Here is an 18,633-nt window from a genome sequence, read left to right on the forward strand (position 1 = left end):
TCCTTACTGTCGTCCGGCAGTTAGATTACCTGTGACTTGGCTGACACGTCTGCCAAGCGCACGGCCTAATTGAAGGCCTTCTTCCGTCATCAGCACATCGCTGTCAACCGGGCATGTGACGCCCGCGCCGTAGTAAGAGCCGTACAGCGCGTTTTCTGGAACGTTGCCGGGAAGTCCGACAACAATCATGCCTTGGTGAAACATAGGAGTGATCAGATTGTGCATTGTCATTTCTAATCCGCCATGTGTTGTCGCCGTCGTACAGAATACGGCGCCGACTTTATCAATCAGCTCGCCTTCAGCCCACAGATAGCCGAGTCTGTCGATCCACGCTTTTAAGCCTGAACTGATGGTGCCAAAGTGTCCCGGGCATCCCCAAATAATGGCATCCATGTCTTTCAGCTTGCGGATGTCTGCTTGATCGACATGGTCGATCAGGACTTCAGCCTCAGCGTTTTCTCGCGCTCCTTCGGCAATGGCTTCAGCAAGGTGTTTTGTATGTTCGCCTTCACTATCGTACACTACGTAAATTTTCATTCAGGAAACCTCCCATTCAGATGATTAAGATTCCTTCACTTCTTTAGGGGCCGGAAGCAATGACAGCTCCTCTTTTTTCTTCGCCCGCTGTTTGTCTTTCCGTACGTCACGCAAGAACAGGCTCAGGACTACGCCGATAACCGCAAAGATCGTCGCCCACATAAACGCGTCATTAATCCCCATAACGTTGGAATTAAGTGAAGCTGTTTTGTAGAGATATGAATAAACGGTTTGTTTCGCCGCATCAAGCGACATGTTCATGTTGACCATTAAATTCGAAACCGCGCTTTGGAACGACTGCATGAAGCTTGGATCAGCCGTGCTCGTTTTATCCGCAATCTGCGAATAGTGCATTGTCGTACGGTTCGTATAAATCGTTGTGATCAAACTTGTTCCGATTGAACCGCTGATCTGGCGGAGCGTGTTGCTCATCGCCGTGCCGTGGCTGTTCAACCGTGCCGGAAGCTGGTTCATTCCGGCTGTCATAACAGGCATCATTAACAGTGACATACCGAATGCGCGGATGGCATAGACAAGCATAATGTGCGTGTAAGGTGTGTCAATTGTCAATTTTGTGTACTGGAATGTCGTTGCGACCGTGATGACCAGCCCGATAATCGCAAGCGGTCTCGGACCGATTTTGTCAAACAGAATACCGGAAATCGGCGACATGATCAGCATGACAATCGCGCCCGGCAATAGCAAGAGACCCGATTGCAGCGCCGTAAAGCCGACTAAGTTCTGCAGGTAAATCGGAAGCAGGAACATTCCTGTGTAAAGCGCAACGGTAATAATGATGTTAATCACACTGGAAAGTGAGAAAATATCATATTTAAATACCCGGAAGTCGAGCATCGGTTTTTCAGAGCGCAATTGCTGAATGACAAACGCGGCAATCGCGATGACACCGACAATGACGGTAGAAAGCACGATCGGATCTCCCCAGCCGTCGCTGCCCGCTTCACTGACTCCGTAAAGCAATGAGGCAAATCCGACAATGGATAGAATCGCACCCAAGCTGTCGAGTTTGATTTTTTGCGGTTCCACCAAGTTCTTAAAGAGGAAAAACGCTATGATAATAACGATTGCCCCGATCGGAACAAGGCCGTAGAACATAATGCGCCATGTGTAATGCTCGATGATCCAGCCGGAAAGAGTCGGTCCGACCGCCGGAGCAAACATCATCGCAAGACCGAAAATCCCCATTCCTTTCCCCCTGCTTTCAGGCGGGAAGATAAGCAGAATGGTTGTCATGACCAGCGGCTGCAGGATACCGCCGCCGACCGCCTGAATTAACCGGCCGATCAGCATGGTTGAGAAGTTAGGCGCGATTCCGCAGACTAACGTTCCCGCTGTAAAACAGAACATGGCTACGAGAAAGAGGCTTCTCTGTCCGAACCGGGTAATTAAGAACGCAGATAACGGAATCAAAACACCGTTGACCAGCATGTATCCGGTCGTAAGCCACTGAATCGTCGTCGCACTCACACCGAACTCGGTCATTAAGTGCGGCATCGCCACGTTAAGAAGCGTTTGGTTCAAGATCGCCAGGAATAACCCGGCCATAAGCACAATAAGCAATGTTTTAGGACTTTTTACTTGATTATCTGATTTAGCCACCTAAGACAACCTCCCTTCATGGTTTGATGACTGATCTGTATTATTCAGAGATTTTTACAGATGCGTTCATACCAGGAAGCACCTTGTCAGATGGGTTGCTGAGTGAAATTTTAACAGGAACTTTTTGCGTTACTTTTGTGTAGTTGCCGCTTGAGTTTGAAGAAGGCAGCATATCAAATGTTGAATTTGTCGCATAACCGATTTCTTCTACTGTTCCGTCAAATGTTGTATTAGGATCGCCGTCAACAATTACGTCTACTTTGTTTCCTACTTCAATGTCTCTGATGTCTGTTTCTTTAATGTTTGCAGTGATGTAAAGGTGTTTCATGTCAATTTCCTGGGCAATTGTCGTACCGGCTTGCACCATTTGGCCGTTTTTCACTTCGTTTTTCACGATTGTTCCATCCATGATGGCTTTTACGTCAGCATTTTGCTGTCCTTTGATTTTTGCAACAACGTCGTTTTTGCTTACTTCTTTCCCCTCATCAAGGTTCCAGTCAGTTACTTTACCTGCAGCAGGAGCTGTGATAGCAGCCATGTCGCCGGCAACTTTTGCTTCATCGGTTTTTACATAGTGTGTGCTTTGATAATAGTAGTAAGCACCTCCGCCTATAATTGCAAGAACAACAATCAAACCGATAATGTTGGTCAGAATTAAACGTCCTCTGTTCATTTTGTTTTCTCCTTTCGTTTCTTCCTCTATCATTTTGTGGAATGATGATAAAAATATGTGGGGATTTTTTTATTTTCCGTTTTTCACTGCACAGCCGTTTGCAAGCTTCGTTAAACTTTCCGCAAGCTTGCGCAGGTACTGCAGTTCAGCGGTATTGAGCTGCCGGTATAAGACCGCCGCTTTTTCGGCATATTGAACAGCAGCTTTCTTTAGAAGTTCTTCCCCCTCTTCGGTTAACTGAATCATAACAACACGCCGGTCGTCGTGATAGTCGCTCCGAACCATTAGGCGGCGCTTATACAGAATATCGGTCATTCTCGTGACAGACGCCGGTTTCAGATCAAGCGACAAAGCCAGCCTTGAAAGCTGCGTGCTTTTGCTCTTATGTATTTTGAACATCAGCAGATACTGCAGTACTGTAATATCAAAAGGTTCAAGAACTGTCTCCAGAATCATTTTCTGCTTTTTGTAAATCGATCTGGAAGTATCAAACAGTTGTTCAAAACTGAGCAAAGCGAGCTCTGATTCAATCACCGTATTTTCACCTCATTCCCTTAATAATAGTTCACAAGATAAAATATTAATAAATGAAAGAAGGTTTGTAAAGAGAAAAGTTTCATTTTTTAAGGATTTTTTTTATGCCGTTTTTTCTCTTTATTTTTAATTTAAAAAAGCCGGGTGAAGAACCGCGGCCGCACGATTCTTCACTCGGCTTTATATTTAATACGATGCTTTGCTTACACCGGCTTCCTCATTTTTAAAAAAGCTTTTCAGCGCTTGAAATACGTCTGATTTCTGTTTCAGGATGTAGTATTTAAATTTATCATCTTTGACATTTTTATAGGCGGACATGAGGGTGGAATGCCTGTTATATTGATTGACCTCACCGTAACAGAACAGATTCGATTTTTTCATGATGTCATTGACGAGCTTTACGCACCGGGCGTTATCCGAAGTCAGGTTATCTCCGTCTGAAAAATGAAACGGATAGATGTTGTAGCGGGCGGGGTCATATTTTTCATCAATTAATTCAAGAGACTTCCGGTAAACGGAGGAACAGATGGTGCCCCCGCTCTCGCCTTTCGAGAAAAAATCTTCTTCCGACACAACCTTCGCTTCCGTATGGTGGGCGATAAATTCGATATCAACCGTTTCATACTTTGTCCGTAAAAATCGTGTCATCCAAAAAAAGAAGCTCCTCGCCATATACTTTTCCCATACGCCCATCGAACCGCTTGTATCCATCATGGCTAAAACGACAGCTTTCGATTCCGGCTTCGTCACATCATTCCATGTTTTGTATTTCAGATCTTCCGGATAAATAGGGTAAAACGACGGCTTGCCTGTCATGGCGTTTCGTTTATAGGCCGACAGCATCGTCCTTTTCTTATCGATATTCCCTGTCAGCCCGGTTTTCCGGATATCATTGAACTCGATATCGGTATGGACGATATTGTCCCTTTCCTTTTGCTGCAGATTCGGCAGTTCTAATTCCTGAAACAGCGCTTCTTCCAGATCCATCAATGAAACTTCCGCTTCATAATAATCCTCGCCTGCCTGATCGCCGGCTCCCTGGCCTTTTCCGGCACCCTGCTTTTTATCTGCGCCGTCTCTTGCGACGACATCGCCGACTTCGCTGTCGCCGTCGCCTTGGCCGACATGTTTATTTTTATCATAGTTATAACGGATTTTATATTCATCAAGCGAACGAATCGGGATTTTCACGACATCTTTTCCGTTGGACATAATAATGCTTTCCTCAGTGACAAGGTCCGGAAGGTTGTTTTTTATCGCTTCCTGTACTTTCTTTTGGTGGCGCTGCTGGTCGTCAAAGCCTTTGCGATGGAGGGACCAGTCTTCCTCTGAAATCAAAAAATTTCCGCTGTCATTACGGGACATGAATTCCCCTCCTTAACCGTTATGGTCGTTTTACATGTGTATTCCGGCTTGGTCCTGTTTATGAAACAAGTCCGGCGAAAAGATTTATTTTTATCTTATGCCGGCCGGACTCTCCAATTGACAAACAATTGCGAAAAACAGACAAAAGAACCCGTCCTTTTACAGACGGGCCTCTCAATGAAATCAAACATCAGCGGTTTAACAAGCTTCCGACATACTTCAGCAGTTCATTAGCGCTAGTCGAATTATAGCCGTGTTCATCTATTAACCTTGCTACTACCTCATTGACCTTTTTAAGCTGCTGCTCATCCGGCGTTTTGGTGGAGGTCGTAATTTTCACCACATCTTTTAAGTCTGCGAACAGCTTTTTCTGAATCGCTTCGCGGAGTCTTTCGTGCGAATTATAGTCAAAGCGTTTTCCTTTTCTTGCATATGCGGATATGCGGATTAAGATTTCTTCGCGGAACGCTTTTTTCGCGTTTTCTGAAATGCCGATCTGCTCTTCAATGGATCTCATCAGTTTTTCGTCAGGATTCATTTCTTCACCCGTCAGCGGATCGCGGAGCTTATTTTTATTGCAGTACGCTTCCACATTATCTAAATAATTGTCCATGAGAGTTTTCGCGGATTCTTCATATGAATAGACGAACGCCTTCTGCACTTCCTTTTTGGCGATGTCATCGTACTCTTTCCTGGCGGCGGAAATAAAATTCATATACCGCTCTTTGTCCTCGGCGGAGATGGACGGATGCTGGTCGAGCCCTTCTTTTAAGGAACGCAGCACATCAAGCGAATTGATCGATTCCATATTTTTTCTGATAATCGTTGAGGAAATGCGGTTGATGACATAGCGCGGGTCAATTCCGCTCATTCCTTCATCATGGAATTCCTTCTTCATATCCTCAAGATCAACGGAATTGTAACCTTCAACGCTTTCTCCGTCATAGAGCCTCATTTTTTTGACGAGATCAATATCAGAGCGGTTCGGTTCCTTCAGCCTGGTCAAAATAGAAAACATCGCGGCCACTTTTAATGTATGGGGGGCGATGTGTACGTCAGAAACATCACTTTCAGAAATCATTTTTTCATAAATCCGTTCTTCCTCTGACACCTTTAAATTATAAGGAACAGGCATCACGATGATCCTGGAGTGAAGGGCTTCATTTTTCTTATTGGCAATAAACGAGCGGTACTCCGTTTCGTTCGTATGCGCAACAACCAATTCGTCGGCTGAGATGAGCGCAAACCGTCCGGCTTTGAAATTGCCTTCCTGCGTGAGTGACAGAAGGTGCCACAGAAATTTTTCATCGCATTTCAGCATTTCCTGAAACTCCATCATTCCGCGGTTCGCTTTATTTAATTCACCGTCAAACCGATAAGCGCGCGGATCTGATTCCGAGCCGTATTCGGCAATCGTTGAAAAATCAATACTCCCCGTCAAGTCGGCGATATCCTGTGATTTCGGGTCAGACGGGCTGAAGGTTCCGATTCCGGTACGTTTATCCTCCGAGAAGAATATACGTTCAACCTTTACATCCTCAATTCTGCCGCCGTATTCTTCTTCAAGCCGCATGACATTAAGCGGAGAAAGGCTGCCCTCAATTCTGATGCCATATTCTCTGTAGAAGTCGTCGCGCAGATGATGGGGAATGAGATGGAGAGGATCTTCATGCATCGGGCAGCCTTTAATGGCGTAAACAGCGCCGTTGTCTGTCAATGAGTAGGCTTCAAGCCCTTTTTTCAGCATGGTGACAAGAGTTGACTTTCCGCCGCTGACGGGTCCCATCAATAGTAAAATCCGTTTTCTTACATCGAGCCGCTTGGCAGCCGGGTGAAAGTATTCCTCCACGAGCCGTTCCAGAGATTCCTCAAGGCCGAACAGCTCCCTCGAGAAAAAGCTGTATGTCTTTTTCCCGTCATCCTCCTCGATTCCGCTGTCTTTTATCATATTAAAAACGCGAGAATGAGCAGACTGCGCGACCAATGGATTTTCTTTTATGATCTCCAAATAATCAGCGAACGTCCCTTCCCATTTGAGACGCTGCTCTTCCTCTCTGTACTTTTCAATTTTCTTTAATATATCCATAAGAACCTCCTCTATCATGGTTAATGCACTAGAAATAAGGTACTTTGTTACAATCTATGCGGTGACGTGATAATACATGCTTTTCGTTTCTTAAAAATAAAGACGTTATAAGGCCGTCATTGACAAGGGTCCGGTGCACCGTTCATAATGAAAGAAATACAGTTTCATCCAGACTCGGACATCAAATGGAAAAGCAAAGAGGAGGAGAAATGATGAAAACGATCATTTTACTTGGGGTCATTCTCACTTTTTTAGTATCCATTTTTACGGCGGGTTACGACAGCAAACCTGAAAACAAATAACGGCAAAAGGGTGCTCTTCATAAAGAGCACCCTTTCCTGTACAACATAACAATGTTTCATATTTGAATACGTTCTTGGACAATTGATTTTTCATGAGATTTGCAGCTTGTTTGATACTCGATTTTTCCGATTTTGCAGCCCGGGCCTATTTCCACATGCTTTCCTCTGACGATGTCCGCTTCCGTGTATTCGAGGTAAATTGCGTCTCCTTCGATCAATTCAGCAGAAAGCGTGCCGGCTTTCCGTTTAAGAAAACCGGGTTTCCGTCTGACGGTGATCGATGTGCCGCCGATTTCTTTCACACGGCTTCGGTCATAACGCAAATGGATGTTTACGTCCCCCGCGTTTAACAATCCCGCCACATTGATACATCCTGTTACATGAAGCAGCTCCGTCTCGCAATCGCCGCCGACGGTGAGACTGCCTTTTATATGACACTGCTCTCCCGCGGCCCCGCCGCCAATTTCAGCAAGTCCTTTCAGCCTCATCGTGGCGAAACGCATGGAGCCGCCGACTTTCAATGTGCCCATCACATTTGCTGAACGTGCTGATAAATCTCCTGCAACTTCATGCTCTCCGAAAATTTTCAGCCTGTTGATCTCGGCATCTCCGAGAAAAAGTCCCGTACCGAATATCCGGCAGCGTTCGCTTTGAAGTCCTGCGCCGACAGTTCCTTCCCCTTTAATGCTTACATTTTGGTAGGAGCCGCCGGAGGCGTGTCCGGCTCCGTACATTTTTAAATGACTCAATTTTTTTGTCGTTTCCATCGCAGTTCCTCCTATCGTTTCACGACTTTGTTAACCAAAGCGGAAGGATCACATGTAAAATCGCCGCTGTATTCCACAGTCCCAATGGTGCAGCCTGCGCCGATCCGCACATGATTTCCGCGGACTGTCTTCGCGTTCGTGTCCGCCAATTCAATGATGTCACCTTCAATCAGCTCCGCTGTCAGCACCGGGGCCGGCATCAGCTTAAAACGCGTAAGCACGCTCTTTCTGCTCATCACTTTCAAATGGCGGCAGCCGATCTCTTTCACATGGCTTTCTCCCGCCGTCAGCTTAATACTGACTTCATCGGCATTCAGCAGGCCGCCGATCTTGCATTTGCCTTCCGAACGGAACGTCTCTGTCTCGCAATCGCCTTCAATCCCGGCTTTCCCGGATATGAAAATATCATCAGCTTTCACACCGCCGCCGAAAGATGAAAATCCCGCGACGTTCAGCCGCTCCGTTTTGACATCACCTTTAATGACACCCGTTCCGTTGATACGGATGGATTCAGCTTCGGCACTGCCGGAAATTTTCCCCGAACCGCTGATCGTCAGTGTTTGCGTCTTGACATGTCCGTCTGTTTTTCCGCTGCCGTTAAACAAAAAGCTCGCGCACTCCACATCACCTGACACCGTGCCGCTTCCGTTGATCTCCACTGTATGAAAACGGCCTCCTTTTGAACTTCCTGAACCGTTGATGATTAATTTATCTGTTACTTCCATTGATGGTCCTCCTGCATCCATTTCGTTTTTAATTCTTCCGATGCCGCAGCAAGCGCCACCCGTTCAACCACTTTGACAGTCGGTTCAAATAAAATATGTTCCGCGTCTGCGATGAAGCACGTCGTTACGCCAAGCTTTCGGAGCATGACAAGCTCCGTATTTGCTTTCAGTTCGGAAGCCTCATACGTTTTCAGCACCCCTGCCGCCAATTTTCCTTCCTCAAGGCTGATATTGCCCGATCGCAAAAGTCCTTCAAGCACATATAAAGACAGCAACGCGCGGGACGTGAATGTCACGCCGTCTTCGCCATAAACTTGCAGCGCGGCCTTTGAAATCAGCCCCTTTTGAAGCAGCTCCGCAGACGTTATATTGACATCAGTCATTTGCGGAGACAGCATTTCTCTCATTTCATCCAGAGACAGATTTTCTTTCATTTTCTGTATTTTTGAGATACGTTTTAATATTTCCGCTCTCGGAAAAAATGTTTCCTGGCCTGTAAATGTTGATTTTCGGATAAACCATTCTTCAGGAATTAAATTTTTCCGTTTCCAGCGGTACAGCTGCCCGTATGAAATTGATGTTTCTTCCAGCAATTCTTTTTTAGAAATCAGTTGTTCCTCCATGAATCCAGCTCCTTCGATGAATGTATTGTAACATAACACTGTTACGTTGTTAAGCCTGGAAATATAAAAATGCCGTGAACCGCTGCTGTCCGTCTTTTTTATTCAATAAAAAAACGCCCGGATGCGGGCGTTTTTTTCTCACGTCAAATCTCTGTAATTTTGCTGGCGCAGCGCTTCATATACAAGAATCGCGGCCGTGTTGGACAGGTTTAATGATCTCACATGCTCGGTCATAGGAAGACGCAGGCAGCGGTCCATATTGTTTTCGATCAATTCTTTCGGAAGTCCGCTCGTTTCTCTGCCGAATACGAAGAAAAAGTCTTCCTCCGTATTTGAGTAATCAAATGATGTGTGCGGCTTTTGGCCGAATTTTGTAATGAAGAAAAACTTTCCGTTCTCATATGCCTCAAATAACTCTTCCAATGAATCATGATATACGACGTTGACGAACTCCCAATAATCGAGTCCGGCGCGCTTCAGCATTTTATCATCGGTCGAGAATCCGAGCGGGCGGATCAAATGAAGCGTTGTGTCTGTTGCCGCACAAGTACGTGCGATATTTCCCGTATTGGCCGGGATTTCGGGTTGATATAAAACGACATGTAATGCCACGATGTTCACCTCTGTTTTTTATTCCGCCCACCATTATATCATTAATTACTCTTTTGTCGTATCATCCGTAATATGAAAAAACGCATATCTGATGGAAGGAGTATACGCCGTTGAATCCTCATATGACCAATATCTCATTCTGCTGTCATACGTTTGGGCATTGACAAGCGGCATATTGCTTTTATCTTTCGCGACCACGATCGCCGTATGATTAAAACGGCCGTCTCCTTCAAAATCATAGCAAATGATATCTCCGGGCATCAGTTCTTCAGCTCTTGATACTTGTACCGCGCGAAGCCCTGCCTTGGATTGGGCCAGATACATCTTCATCGAATGCGCGACCGTCCAGCTGTAGCTCCACGAGCTTGCCTTCATCCACCAGCCTGAGCCTCTGTTCGGATGCCCCCGCATCGGTGCTTTTCCGGCATGTAAACATTGGGAAATAAAATTGGTGCAATTATCGCTGAAATTTTTATAAGCGGGATTTCGTTTATTCCAAAACTTCTCCGCGTACTGCACGGCAGCCAGACGGTCATATTGAAACGCCCGCCCGAAATCCTCCCGTTCACTCCGCTCATATTCAATTACGCTGTTTCCGTCAGAAAATCCCGCCGGTTTTTTCTTTACTTCCCGGTCTTTAATCAAAAGCTGATCATAGAGAAATGCAGTCCGTTCCTCAATCTGCTCTTCTAAGTAAAGGTGTCCGTCATGCTCCTTGCACAAATATTCGAAATGAATCGTGTACATGACGCATAACGTGCCGTCGTCCTCAAGGCTGCTTTTGACGATGACGGCTTTTGCCTTCGCTTTCACGATGTCAACTTTCCGTTTTTTAAACAGCTCTTTTTTTCTCGTCAGGACCTCAAGATCGCCAGCCTGCCCATTCTGCCTCATCTCGGTTCCGTTGATTAAATAATGAAGCCGGGCCTCCGCTAAATCTTCAATAATATGCTTCAAGCGCTCCACCCACCATACTGTTTTATAAAGAAAAAACACTTGAACTCCGGCCAAGTGCTTTTTCTCTATACATATGTCAGGACCGGCCGGTTTTAGTCTTATCAGAAACCGATAACAGCTCCAGTCCCTTTTCAATTTCCCGTATGGCTTCCTCATCCTGCTCCTTTTGAAGCGCTTTTTCTAATTCCCCCGCATAATCAGGGTCACCGATTTTCCCGATGGCCCAGGCGGCCGTCCCCCTGATGACGGGGCGCGGATCTTGGTGCATCAAGGCCGTTAATTCCGGAAGAGACGAGGCATCTTTAAAATGAGCCAAAGCTAAAATCGCATTCCGCTGTATCGGCTTCTTGCCGCGCCATGATCCCGATACATGTCCGAATTTTTCTTTGAATTCGCGGTTGCTTATGGTCAAAAGCGGCTTTAACAGCGGCTTTGCGATTTCCGGATCAGGCTCCATCTGCGGATGAAGATGAAAATCTTTCCCCTTATTAATCGGACAGACCGTCTGGCACGTGTCACAGCCATACAGACGGTTTCCGATTTTCGTGCGGAACTCATCCGGCAAAAATCCCTTTGTCTGGGTCAGGAACGAAATACAGCGCTGAGCGTTAAGCTGTCCGGGATTGACGAGCGCGCCGGTCGGACACGCGTCTAAACATTTTGTGCACGTACCGCACATATCTTCAATCGGCACATCCGGTTCAAAGGGCAGATTGGTGATCATTTCAGCCAGATAGACGTAAGAGCCGTATTCAGGCGTGGTGATCATGCAGTTTTTGGCGCTGAAGCCGATTCCCGCCCGTTCAGCCACGGCCCTGTCGGACAATTCCCCTGTATCCACCATTGACTTTGTGCGGATATCCTCATGTTTGCTTTGGAGAAAATTCTCCAGCAGATCAAGCTTTTCGCGCAGCACGTCATGATAATCCTTCCCCCAGGAAGCTCTGCAAAAAATGCCGCGCCGGCCGTCCCTCGTGCTCCTCGGCGCATCTTTCATTTTGGAAGGATAAGCAAGGGCGATGGCGACGATCGATTTGGCTTTCGGCAGAAGCAAAGACGGAGTAACCCGTTTTTCAATATCCGGCTCTTCAAACCCGGATAAATAGCCGAGTGATTCCTGAAGAATCAGCCGGTCCCGCAGACTGTCGAACGTATCAGCCGTCGTAAACCCGATTTTGTCGACTCCGATGCTTTTGGCGTATTCGATTAATTCCTCTTTCAGTTTATGAATATTCATTTTTTGCACAGCCTCCTTTCTTTGTGATCAGGCTCCCGCACAGGTATAATAGAGTTTTATCATCCCGAAATGGAGTGAACACACTTGAACATCAGTTTAGATCCACTTATTGCTGAACGGGTGCCGGGGATCAAAGCGGCAGCCGTCTTATATGAACAGATCGAAGTCGGGCCTGCTCCGCAAATGCTGAAAGGCCGCCTCCGTTTATTTCAAGAATCTCTTTACTTTGATTATGCTGACGGGGGTATAGAAGAGCAGCCTTTTGTAAAAGAGTGGGCGCGTATAATGGAACAGCTCAGTCCCGCCTTTTCAGGACAAAAAACGCCGATGGAGCTTATGCTCGGCGATATTTCCCGGGAACGATTCATTGAAAGTGTGAATTCAGCCCATGATACCATACTTTTTTTCTCCTTGAAATATTCATTGCCTATCATGGCGTATGACGCCGCAGAAATAGATGAACTGATTTCGATTACGATCGGAGAAAAAGAAAGCGTACTGTCCTTCTCCGGACCGGACGGCGTTTTCGGCGATTTCACCGGACATATCAATACCCGATCGGTCACGCCCGGCACAAAGAAAATGCTGCAGCTGATCTTTTTCCCGCCTTCATTTCATGCCGACGCGGCGGATGAGCTGCTATCATCCTTAACCAAAATGTTTGAACAAATTCACGGAGGCACGCATACCGTCTCCTGGCTTTCATAAAAAGACACGCCTTTCGTGTCTTTTTTCACATAAAAAAACGCAATACTTCGTTTATCAGAGAAACGAAACACTGCGTTAATAACGTATGTATGGAGCGGGTGATGAGAATCGAACTCACGACATCAGCTTGGAAGGCTGAGGTTTTACCACTAAACTACACCCGCATCAAAATTCTTTTTTGTCAGTACCGCTTTGACGTTTCTAATATTACATGTTTATTTTTTTTTCGTCAAGGGAATGTTAAAAAATTTGTCGAAAAAAATTCTTTTTTTGTCCACATGTTAAGTTGGGTTTACATTTTGTTAAGAATTTCATACAATACGAAAAAGAAGAAAACTTGAGGTATGCGTGATGATGAAAAATAAAGTAAAAGAGCTGAGAGCCAGATTCGGCTATTCTCAGGAAACGCTCGGAAAAGAAGCCGGAGCCACCAGACAGACGATTGCAGCGATTGAAAAAGGAGATTATGTGCCTTCACTTTTATTGGCGCTTAACATCTGCCGGGCTTTCTCCCTGCCGATGGAGGAAGTTTTCTGGCTGGAGGAGGAGAAAAAATGAGTTTGAAAAGAAAAGCGTGTTTTCACCTTGCACTCTACGGATTGGCCTGCTGGACGCTTATTTCCTTTATGGAAGCGGCGCCGCGGATCGCTCAGTTTTTCCAAACGGAGGGGAGCGGTTCATTCGAGCTGAATATCACTCCGTTTCTGCTGTTTACCGTCTGTGCCGTATTATATATCTATACTGAAAAGAAAAAACGGAACGGCAAAAAGCACAGGCTTGTGCCCGATGAATTTGAGGAACAGGATGAAAGAGAACGGATGATGACGGCTAAAGCCTGCCGTTCCTCGTATATTGCCGTTTACTTCTCATTGCCGGCCGCAGCCGTTCTGCTTTTGTTTTATCCGCTGATTCAGCCGCATCTTCCCTTTTTTCCGATTCTTTTAATTTTCATTCTGATGATGATTCAGCATTTGGCTTATGTTTTCACTTTTCATAAGCACGGCAAAAACTCCGGTTCATGACAGATCCGGAGTTTTTTACATTACCAGCTCGCTTTTTTCACCCCGGGAATCCGGCCTTTATGGGCCAGCTCCCTGAATGCGATTCTGGACAGTTTAAATTTTCTCATATATCCGCGGGGCCGCCCCGTCACCGTACAGCGGTTATGAAGCCTGGCCGGAGCAGAATCACGCGGCAGTTTGCTCAGCGCTTCCCAGTCTCCTTTTGCCTTTAATTCTCTTCGGATGTCCGCATATTGTTCAACAAGCTTCTGCCGCTTGAGCTCTTTGATCACTTTTGATTTTTTGGCCATTTCAGCACTCCTCTCAAATCGTAATTATTACGTTTTGTATCATATCATCCATATGAGTATCGTGCAAGCTAAGCGCTTAAAAAGGCGGGTATCACCCGCCCTGCTTGTTCACCTTCACATAATAGAGCAATGCGTCAGAATGGCTGATCAGCATCTTTTTATCCCGTGACATATTGACGGGCTCCCCTGAATTCTTCACACTCGCACCGATCAATACAGGTTTCCCATAAGTCACTGGCTCGGCAGAGGAGATAAACACGGACGCTCTGTCATCTCCCTGATACCGGGTAAAAACAGCGTCTGCCGAGACTTTCCCGCTGTCATCGACGATACCGAAACGAACCTTGTCTTTTTCCTTTTTCCCTTTGTCTTCTCGGTCTGTGTAAAAGATGAATTGCAATGCTTTTGGTTTATTTACATCGCCGCCGTAATCTGATTCAAGCGGCCCTGCCTTATCCGCCAGTTTTCCGTTTTGATAATGCTCAATATACATCTGTGCGGCCGCCAAGTCTTTTGTGACACCGGTTACTACTGCCGCTCCGCTTTCTGAAGAGGCAATTTCCATTCTGTATTTCTCTGTCTTTGATAAATCAGCTTCTTTTATCTGCATGCCGTTGGAATGTCCGCATGCGGTTAATCCCGCCAGCAGACAGCATGCTGCCGTCCATTTGAATACCTTCAGAAAAAACAGCCCCTTTTTGATGATTGTATCATTATTGAAAAAAAAAGAGGCATTTATTTATTCAGACTGTCGCTTTATTTCCTCTTGCAAAATGGTCGTTGCCCATTGCTTCACCCAGTCTGCGCTCAAGCTTTTTAGTCCGTTCATTCTGAAACGGCAGAAGCGGAAACACGAGTTCAGCCAGATAATAAGCTTCTTCCAGATGCGGATAACCTGAAAAGATAAACGACTCAATGCCGAGTGCCTGATACTCTAAAATTCGAGCAGCGACGGTCTGCGGATCACCGACAAGCGCCGTGCCCGCTCCGCCTCTGACCAGTCCGATGCCGGCCCAGAGATTCGGGCTGATCTCAAGCTTCGAGCGGTCACCGTTATGGAGATCGGCCATCCGTTTTTGTCCCGAAGAATCAGCGCGCCGGAGCGCAGCCTGCGCTTTCGCAATCGTCTCTTCGTCTAAATGGCTGATTAATCGTTCAGCCGCTTCCCATGCCTCTTCCTCAGTCTCCCGGACAATCACGTGAAGTCTGATGCCAAAACGCATTGTCCTTCCTTCCTTGGCAGCCTGTTTTTTAACGGTTTCAATCTTTTCTTTTACCTGCTCCGGCGGCTCTCCCCATGTTAAATAGACATCTGTATGTTTCGCCGCAGCCTCAATTCCCGCCTGTGATGAACCGCCGAAATATAATGGCGGATGCGGAGACTGTTTTGGCGGAAACAGCAGATTGCTGTTTTCCACTTTGATATGGTCCCCTTCATATGTCACCGTTTCGCCCCGCATGAGTCCGCGCCAGACGGTTAAAAATTCTTCAGTCGCCTTATAACGTTCATCGTGGCTGATAAACATGCCGTCTCCCGCCAGTTCATAAGGATCTCCGCCCGCTACGACATTTACGAGCAAACGGCCGTCTGACAGCCGATCCATTGTCGACGCCATTCTCGCGGCGACAGACGGCTGCATCAGTCCCGGACGGACCGCCACTAAAAATTTCAAGTCACTCGTTTCCCCCGCTAAAGCGGCAGCCGTCAGCCACGGGTCTTCACATGATCTCCCCGTCGGCAGCAGAACCCCCGTATACCCGAGTCTGTCCGCCGCCTGTGCCACTTGCTTAAAATAAAGATGATCCGCCGTTCTCCCTCCCGTTTGCGTCCCTAAATACCGGCCGTCACCATGCGTCGGAATAAACCAAAGAATCTCCATATGAATCTCTCCTTTTTTAATAGGTTACCCTTCATAACTGTTCCGCCATTTTAATAGTTTCCGTTCGAGCATTCTGACCAATGCATCTGTCAGCTTGCCGACAGCCGCAAAAATGATAATGCCGACAAACACCTTATTTGTCTGTGAAAATTGTCTGGCATCCATAATCATATAACCGACGCCCTCGCTCGAGCCCATCAGTTCCGCCACCACAAGACCGAGCCACGCAATGCCCAGAGAGAGCCTGATGCCGAGCAGGATATTCGGCAGAGATGCCGGAAGAATTAATTTCGTCATCTGCTGATACCAGTTAAATTCCAGCACCCGCGCGACGTCAAACAGCTTCGCGTCCACACTGCGGATTCCGAGAAACGTATTAATGTACACGGGGAAAAAAGCCCCCAATGCGATCAGCAGCATTTTTGATGTCTCATCAAATCCGAACCACAAAATGAACAGAGGAGTCACGGCCAAGTGCGGAACCGTTCTGAGCATTTGCAGGGACGGATCAAGATATGCTTCCGTCCGCTTTGAGAAACCGACCAGCAGCCCGAAAACAAGTCCGAGGCCCGCGCCAAGCAGAAATCCGGCAGCCGCCCGGTATAAGCTGATCTCTAAATGACCCCAAAGCTCACCTGAAAGAAGAAGTTCCTGAAACGTCTGCAAGATGACGACAGGCGACGGGAGCACCGTGGCCGAGACGATGCCCAGACTTGCGATAAACTGCCATACTGCGATGACCGCAGCCGGGAGTACAACCCCTTTCATCCATTGGTATGAATACTTCCGGGATCTTGCCAGAGCTTTCTTTTCTGATTGGCTTATTGCGCCGGCAGCCGTTGATGCTTCTGCTTTCATTACTTGCCATCCCCCGTTTCAAGCGCTTTTTTAATAAATGAATTGTCGACAACGTCTTTTACATGAATTTTCTTATGAATCGCTTTTGTTTGATATTGAAAATCAGCGGTTTCCTGTTGGGCTTTGACAATATCATCATTGATCGGTTCATTGAGAGGCTCAGTATTGTTAAGCACGTTTCTGACAACTTTCGGATCAAGATGTTTGATTTTCGCATATAAGGAGACAGCTTCATCTTTGTGTTCCTTTTGCCATGTAACTGCCTGATTGAACACTTTCAGAAAACGGACAACCTCATCCGGGTGTTCTTTGGAAAATCCCGTTCTGACTAACGTGAAACCGGGAGAATATAAATCTGTGCTTTCTCCGTTCGCCAATATTTCCGCCCCGTGCTGCAGCGTTTCAATCGACAAATACGGCTCCCAAATGGACCATGCGTCAACTGATTTGTTTTCAAAAGCGGAAACCGCCTCATCAGGCTGAAGCTGGATGATGGTGACGTCATCGGCGGAAAGCCCCGCTTTATCTAAAGCTTTATAGAGAAAATCAAAGCCGCTGCTGCCTTTGGCTACGGCGATTTTTTTACCTTTCAATTCTTTCAGGCTCTGAATCCCGCTGCCCTTGTTTACGAGAATGCCGTTTGCCTTTAACCCGTCCTGAGACAGCCCGATCTCTTTAAAATCAATTCCAGCCGCCTGACCGGAAATGACCGGTGAATTGCCGACCTGGGAAAAATCAAGCTTATCGGCGGCAAGACCTTCAAATTGCGGAGGACCGCTTTGGAATTCGACCCATTTTACTTTTATTCCGTCTTTTTTGAAGGCCTCTTCAAACCAGCCTTTTTCCTTGGCAATGAGAAGCGGGCTTAAACTCTGCTGGATGCCGATCCGGATTTCTTTCACCGTTTTCCCGCTCCCTCCTGTCCCGTCTGCACTGCATCCGGCTGACATCATGACTGCTGCGGCTAAAAGAATGATAATTTTTTTCACTTCGCTTCGTCCCTTCTATATCCCGGACCCATCCGCAAACCGGAGGTCTTCCGTTTTCTCAAACTCAGAAAGCACCTTCTGCCGGACGGCCTGAAAATCCGCTGACGTCCGATTGCGCGGATGCGGAAGCTGAATCGGCATCAGACTGTGCAGCCGGCCGGGCTTTGCCCTGAGGATCGCCAGCTTATCGCCTAAATAGACGGATTCATCAATATCATGCGTGACCAGAATCATCGTCGTTTTTTTCTCGCGCCATATATCAAGCAGCACATCCTGCAAATGTTTTCTCGTAAAAGCGTCAAGCGCCCCGAACGGTTCATCTAAAAGCAGCACCTCCGGCTCGCGCAAAAGGGCTCTGGCGATGGCAACCCGCTGCGACATGCCGCCGGATAATTCGCGCGGATAAGCGTTCTCCGCTCCCTGCAGCCTGACAACCTCAATCAGATCATCCACTTTTTTCCGAACGGCCGGGTCGTTCATATTGAGATCGGCAGCGATGTTTTGTTTTACCGTCAGCCAGGGAAACAGCCGGTGCTCCTGAAAGATAAATCCCTGCCGGATGCCCGGTCCCGACACATTGCGGCCGTTTATTGTGACAGAGCCTTTATAATCGGTATCAAGACCGGCAATCAATTTTAAAAGCGTGCTTTTGCCGCATCCGCTCGGCCCGATGACAGTTAAAAATTCTCCCGATGCAATTGACAGCTCAATATCATTCAGCACCGGCGTTTTCCGGCCTTCATGCTCAAAAGCTTTTTCTTGTATGCTGATGGTTACAGCCATCTGTCTTCCCCTCTCTTTCTGCCGCGTGCGATCGAAAAACAAAAAGGCCCCCATCTCCGATTGCT

Annotated in this window: 21 protein-coding genes and 1 tRNA gene; 3 read left to right on the forward strand and 19 right to left on the reverse strand. The window is 46.9% G+C overall.

Annotation, left to right across the window (positions count from 1 at the left end; all coding sequences use genetic code 11):
- Window positions 1-3: 3 nt before the first annotated feature.
- From RUW00_RS15165 to queG, 12 genes are all read right to left on the reverse strand, one after another.
- Window positions 4-537 carry an NAD(P)H-dependent oxidoreductase gene (locus tag RUW00_RS15165; protein ID WP_003155386.1) on the reverse strand — a complete coding sequence of 178 codons (534 nt, stop codon included), beginning with the start codon at window positions 535-537 and terminating at the stop codon, window positions 4-6.
- 24 nt (window positions 538-561) lie between these two features.
- Window positions 562-2,157: an MFS transporter gene (locus RUW00_RS15170; RefSeq protein ID WP_003155387.1), complete on the reverse strand. Its 1,596-nt coding sequence runs from the start codon at window positions 2,155-2,157 to the stop codon at window positions 562-564.
- A gap of 40 nt (window positions 2,158-2,197) precedes the next feature.
- Window positions 2,198-2,863 carry an HlyD family secretion protein gene (locus tag RUW00_RS15175; protein WP_007610259.1) on the reverse strand — a complete coding sequence of 222 codons (666 nt, stop codon included), beginning with the start codon at window positions 2,861-2,863 and terminating at the stop codon, window positions 2,198-2,200.
- 36 nt (window positions 2,864-2,899) lie between these two features.
- A complete protein-coding gene (locus tag RUW00_RS15180) occupies window positions 2,900-3,364 on the reverse strand; it encodes a MarR family transcriptional regulator (RefSeq protein WP_003155389.1) in 465 nt (154 codons plus the stop codon).
- 186 nt (window positions 3,365-3,550) lie between these two features.
- Window positions 3,551-4,729 (reverse strand): sporulation protein YhbH, encoded by a 1,179-nt coding sequence (gene yhbH, locus RUW00_RS15185; protein ID WP_017417325.1) that lies wholly within the window; start codon window positions 4,727-4,729, stop codon window positions 3,551-3,553.
- A gap of 190 nt (window positions 4,730-4,919) precedes the next feature.
- Window positions 4,920-6,815 carry a serine/threonine protein kinase PrkA gene (prkA, locus tag RUW00_RS15190; protein ID WP_003155391.1) on the reverse strand — a complete coding sequence of 632 codons (1,896 nt, stop codon included), beginning with the start codon at window positions 6,813-6,815 and terminating at the stop codon, window positions 4,920-4,922.
- Window positions 6,816-7,173: 358 nt separating this feature from the next.
- Entirely contained in the window at window positions 7,174-7,884 is a 711-nt protein-coding gene (locus RUW00_RS15195; protein ID WP_072177651.1) for a hypothetical protein, read from the reverse strand.
- An 11-nt stretch (window positions 7,885-7,895) separates the two neighbouring features.
- Entirely contained in the window at window positions 7,896-8,609 is a 714-nt protein-coding gene (locus RUW00_RS15200; protein ID WP_012117144.1) for a polymer-forming cytoskeletal protein, read from the reverse strand.
- The gene (locus tag RUW00_RS15205; RefSeq protein ID WP_007408428.1) at window positions 8,600-9,232 is read right to left on the reverse strand and encodes a YhbD family protein; all 633 of its coding nucleotides are present in this window, start codon (window positions 9,230-9,232) and stop codon (window positions 8,600-8,602) included. Before RUW00_RS15205 ends, RUW00_RS15200 begins: the two co-directional genes overlap by 10 nt.
- A 138-nt stretch (window positions 9,233-9,370) precedes the next feature.
- Window positions 9,371-9,853 carry a tRNA (uridine(34)/cytosine(34)/5-carboxymethylaminomethyluridine(34)-2'-O)-methyltransferase TrmL gene (gene trmL, locus RUW00_RS15210; protein WP_007610253.1) on the reverse strand — a complete coding sequence of 161 codons (483 nt, stop codon included), beginning with the start codon at window positions 9,851-9,853 and terminating at the stop codon, window positions 9,371-9,373.
- 36 nt (window positions 9,854-9,889) lie between these two features.
- Window positions 9,890-10,801, reverse strand: coding sequence for an amidase domain-containing protein (locus RUW00_RS15215; protein ID WP_031304428.1), 912 nt, complete (start codon window positions 10,799-10,801; stop codon window positions 9,890-9,892).
- Window positions 10,802-10,877: 76 nt separating this feature from the next.
- Window positions 10,878-12,038 carry a tRNA epoxyqueuosine(34) reductase QueG gene (queG, locus tag RUW00_RS15220; RefSeq protein WP_015239452.1) on the reverse strand — a complete coding sequence of 387 codons (1,161 nt, stop codon included), beginning with the start codon at window positions 12,036-12,038 and terminating at the stop codon, window positions 10,878-10,880.
- Between the two features lie 84 nt (window positions 12,039-12,122).
- On the opposite strand from queG, the gene RUW00_RS15225 reads away from it, so the two are divergent.
- On the forward strand, window positions 12,123-12,746 hold the full coding sequence (locus tag RUW00_RS15225) for a hypothetical protein (RefSeq protein ID WP_014417262.1): 624 nt from the start codon (window positions 12,123-12,125) through the stop codon (window positions 12,744-12,746).
- Between the two features lie 90 nt (window positions 12,747-12,836).
- Here RUW00_RS15225 and RUW00_RS15230 read toward each other — a convergent pair.
- Window positions 12,837-12,910 (reverse strand) — tRNA-Gly (locus RUW00_RS15230).
- 190 nt (window positions 12,911-13,100) lie between these two features.
- Here RUW00_RS15230 and RUW00_RS15235 point away from each other — a divergent pair.
- Both RUW00_RS15235 and RUW00_RS15240 read left to right on the forward strand, forming a co-directional pair.
- Window positions 13,101-13,304, forward strand: coding sequence for a helix-turn-helix transcriptional regulator (locus RUW00_RS15235; RefSeq protein ID WP_003155407.1), 204 nt, complete (start codon window positions 13,101-13,103; stop codon window positions 13,302-13,304).
- Entirely contained in the window at window positions 13,301-13,768 is a 468-nt protein-coding gene (locus RUW00_RS15240) for a hypothetical protein (RefSeq protein ID WP_095273114.1), read from the forward strand. The genes RUW00_RS15235 and RUW00_RS15240 overlap by 4 nt, the downstream gene beginning before the upstream one ends.
- 20 nt (window positions 13,769-13,788) lie before the next feature.
- Here the strand turns inward: RUW00_RS15240 and rpsN are convergent, their stop codons facing one another.
- The 6 genes from rpsN to RUW00_RS15270 form a co-directional block, all read right to left on the reverse strand.
- The gene (gene rpsN / locus RUW00_RS15245) at window positions 13,789-14,058 is read right to left on the reverse strand and encodes a 30S ribosomal protein S14 (RefSeq protein WP_007610245.1); all 270 of its coding nucleotides are present in this window, start codon (window positions 14,056-14,058) and stop codon (window positions 13,789-13,791) included.
- Between the two features lie 91 nt (window positions 14,059-14,149).
- Window positions 14,150-14,668: a sulfur oxidation protein gene (locus RUW00_RS15250; RefSeq protein WP_254634446.1), complete on the reverse strand. Its 519-nt coding sequence runs from the start codon at window positions 14,666-14,668 to the stop codon at window positions 14,150-14,152.
- A 133-nt stretch (window positions 14,669-14,801) separates the two neighbouring features.
- A complete protein-coding gene (gene ssuD / locus RUW00_RS15255) occupies window positions 14,802-15,938 on the reverse strand; it encodes an FMNH2-dependent alkanesulfonate monooxygenase (protein ID WP_021494886.1) in 1,137 nt (378 codons plus the stop codon).
- 24 nt (window positions 15,939-15,962) lie between these two features.
- A complete protein-coding gene (locus RUW00_RS15260; protein ID WP_280144964.1) occupies window positions 15,963-16,796 on the reverse strand; it encodes an ABC transporter permease in 834 nt (277 codons plus the stop codon).
- Window positions 16,796-17,785: an aliphatic sulfonate ABC transporter substrate-binding protein gene (locus RUW00_RS15265; RefSeq protein ID WP_280144963.1), complete on the reverse strand. Its 990-nt coding sequence runs from the start codon at window positions 17,783-17,785 to the stop codon at window positions 16,796-16,798. Before RUW00_RS15265 ends, RUW00_RS15260 begins: the two co-directional genes overlap by 1 nt.
- Before the next feature lie 15 nt (window positions 17,786-17,800).
- Entirely contained in the window at window positions 17,801-18,568 is a 768-nt protein-coding gene (locus RUW00_RS15270; RefSeq protein ID WP_014417255.1) for an ABC transporter ATP-binding protein, read from the reverse strand.
- Between the last annotated feature and the right edge of the window lie 65 nt (window positions 18,569-18,633).

The sequence above is a fragment of the Bacillus sp. IS1 genome (genome assembly GCF_032461585.1).
Taxonomy (GTDB): Bacteria; Bacillota; Bacilli; order Bacillales; family Bacillaceae; genus Bacillus; species Bacillus velezensis.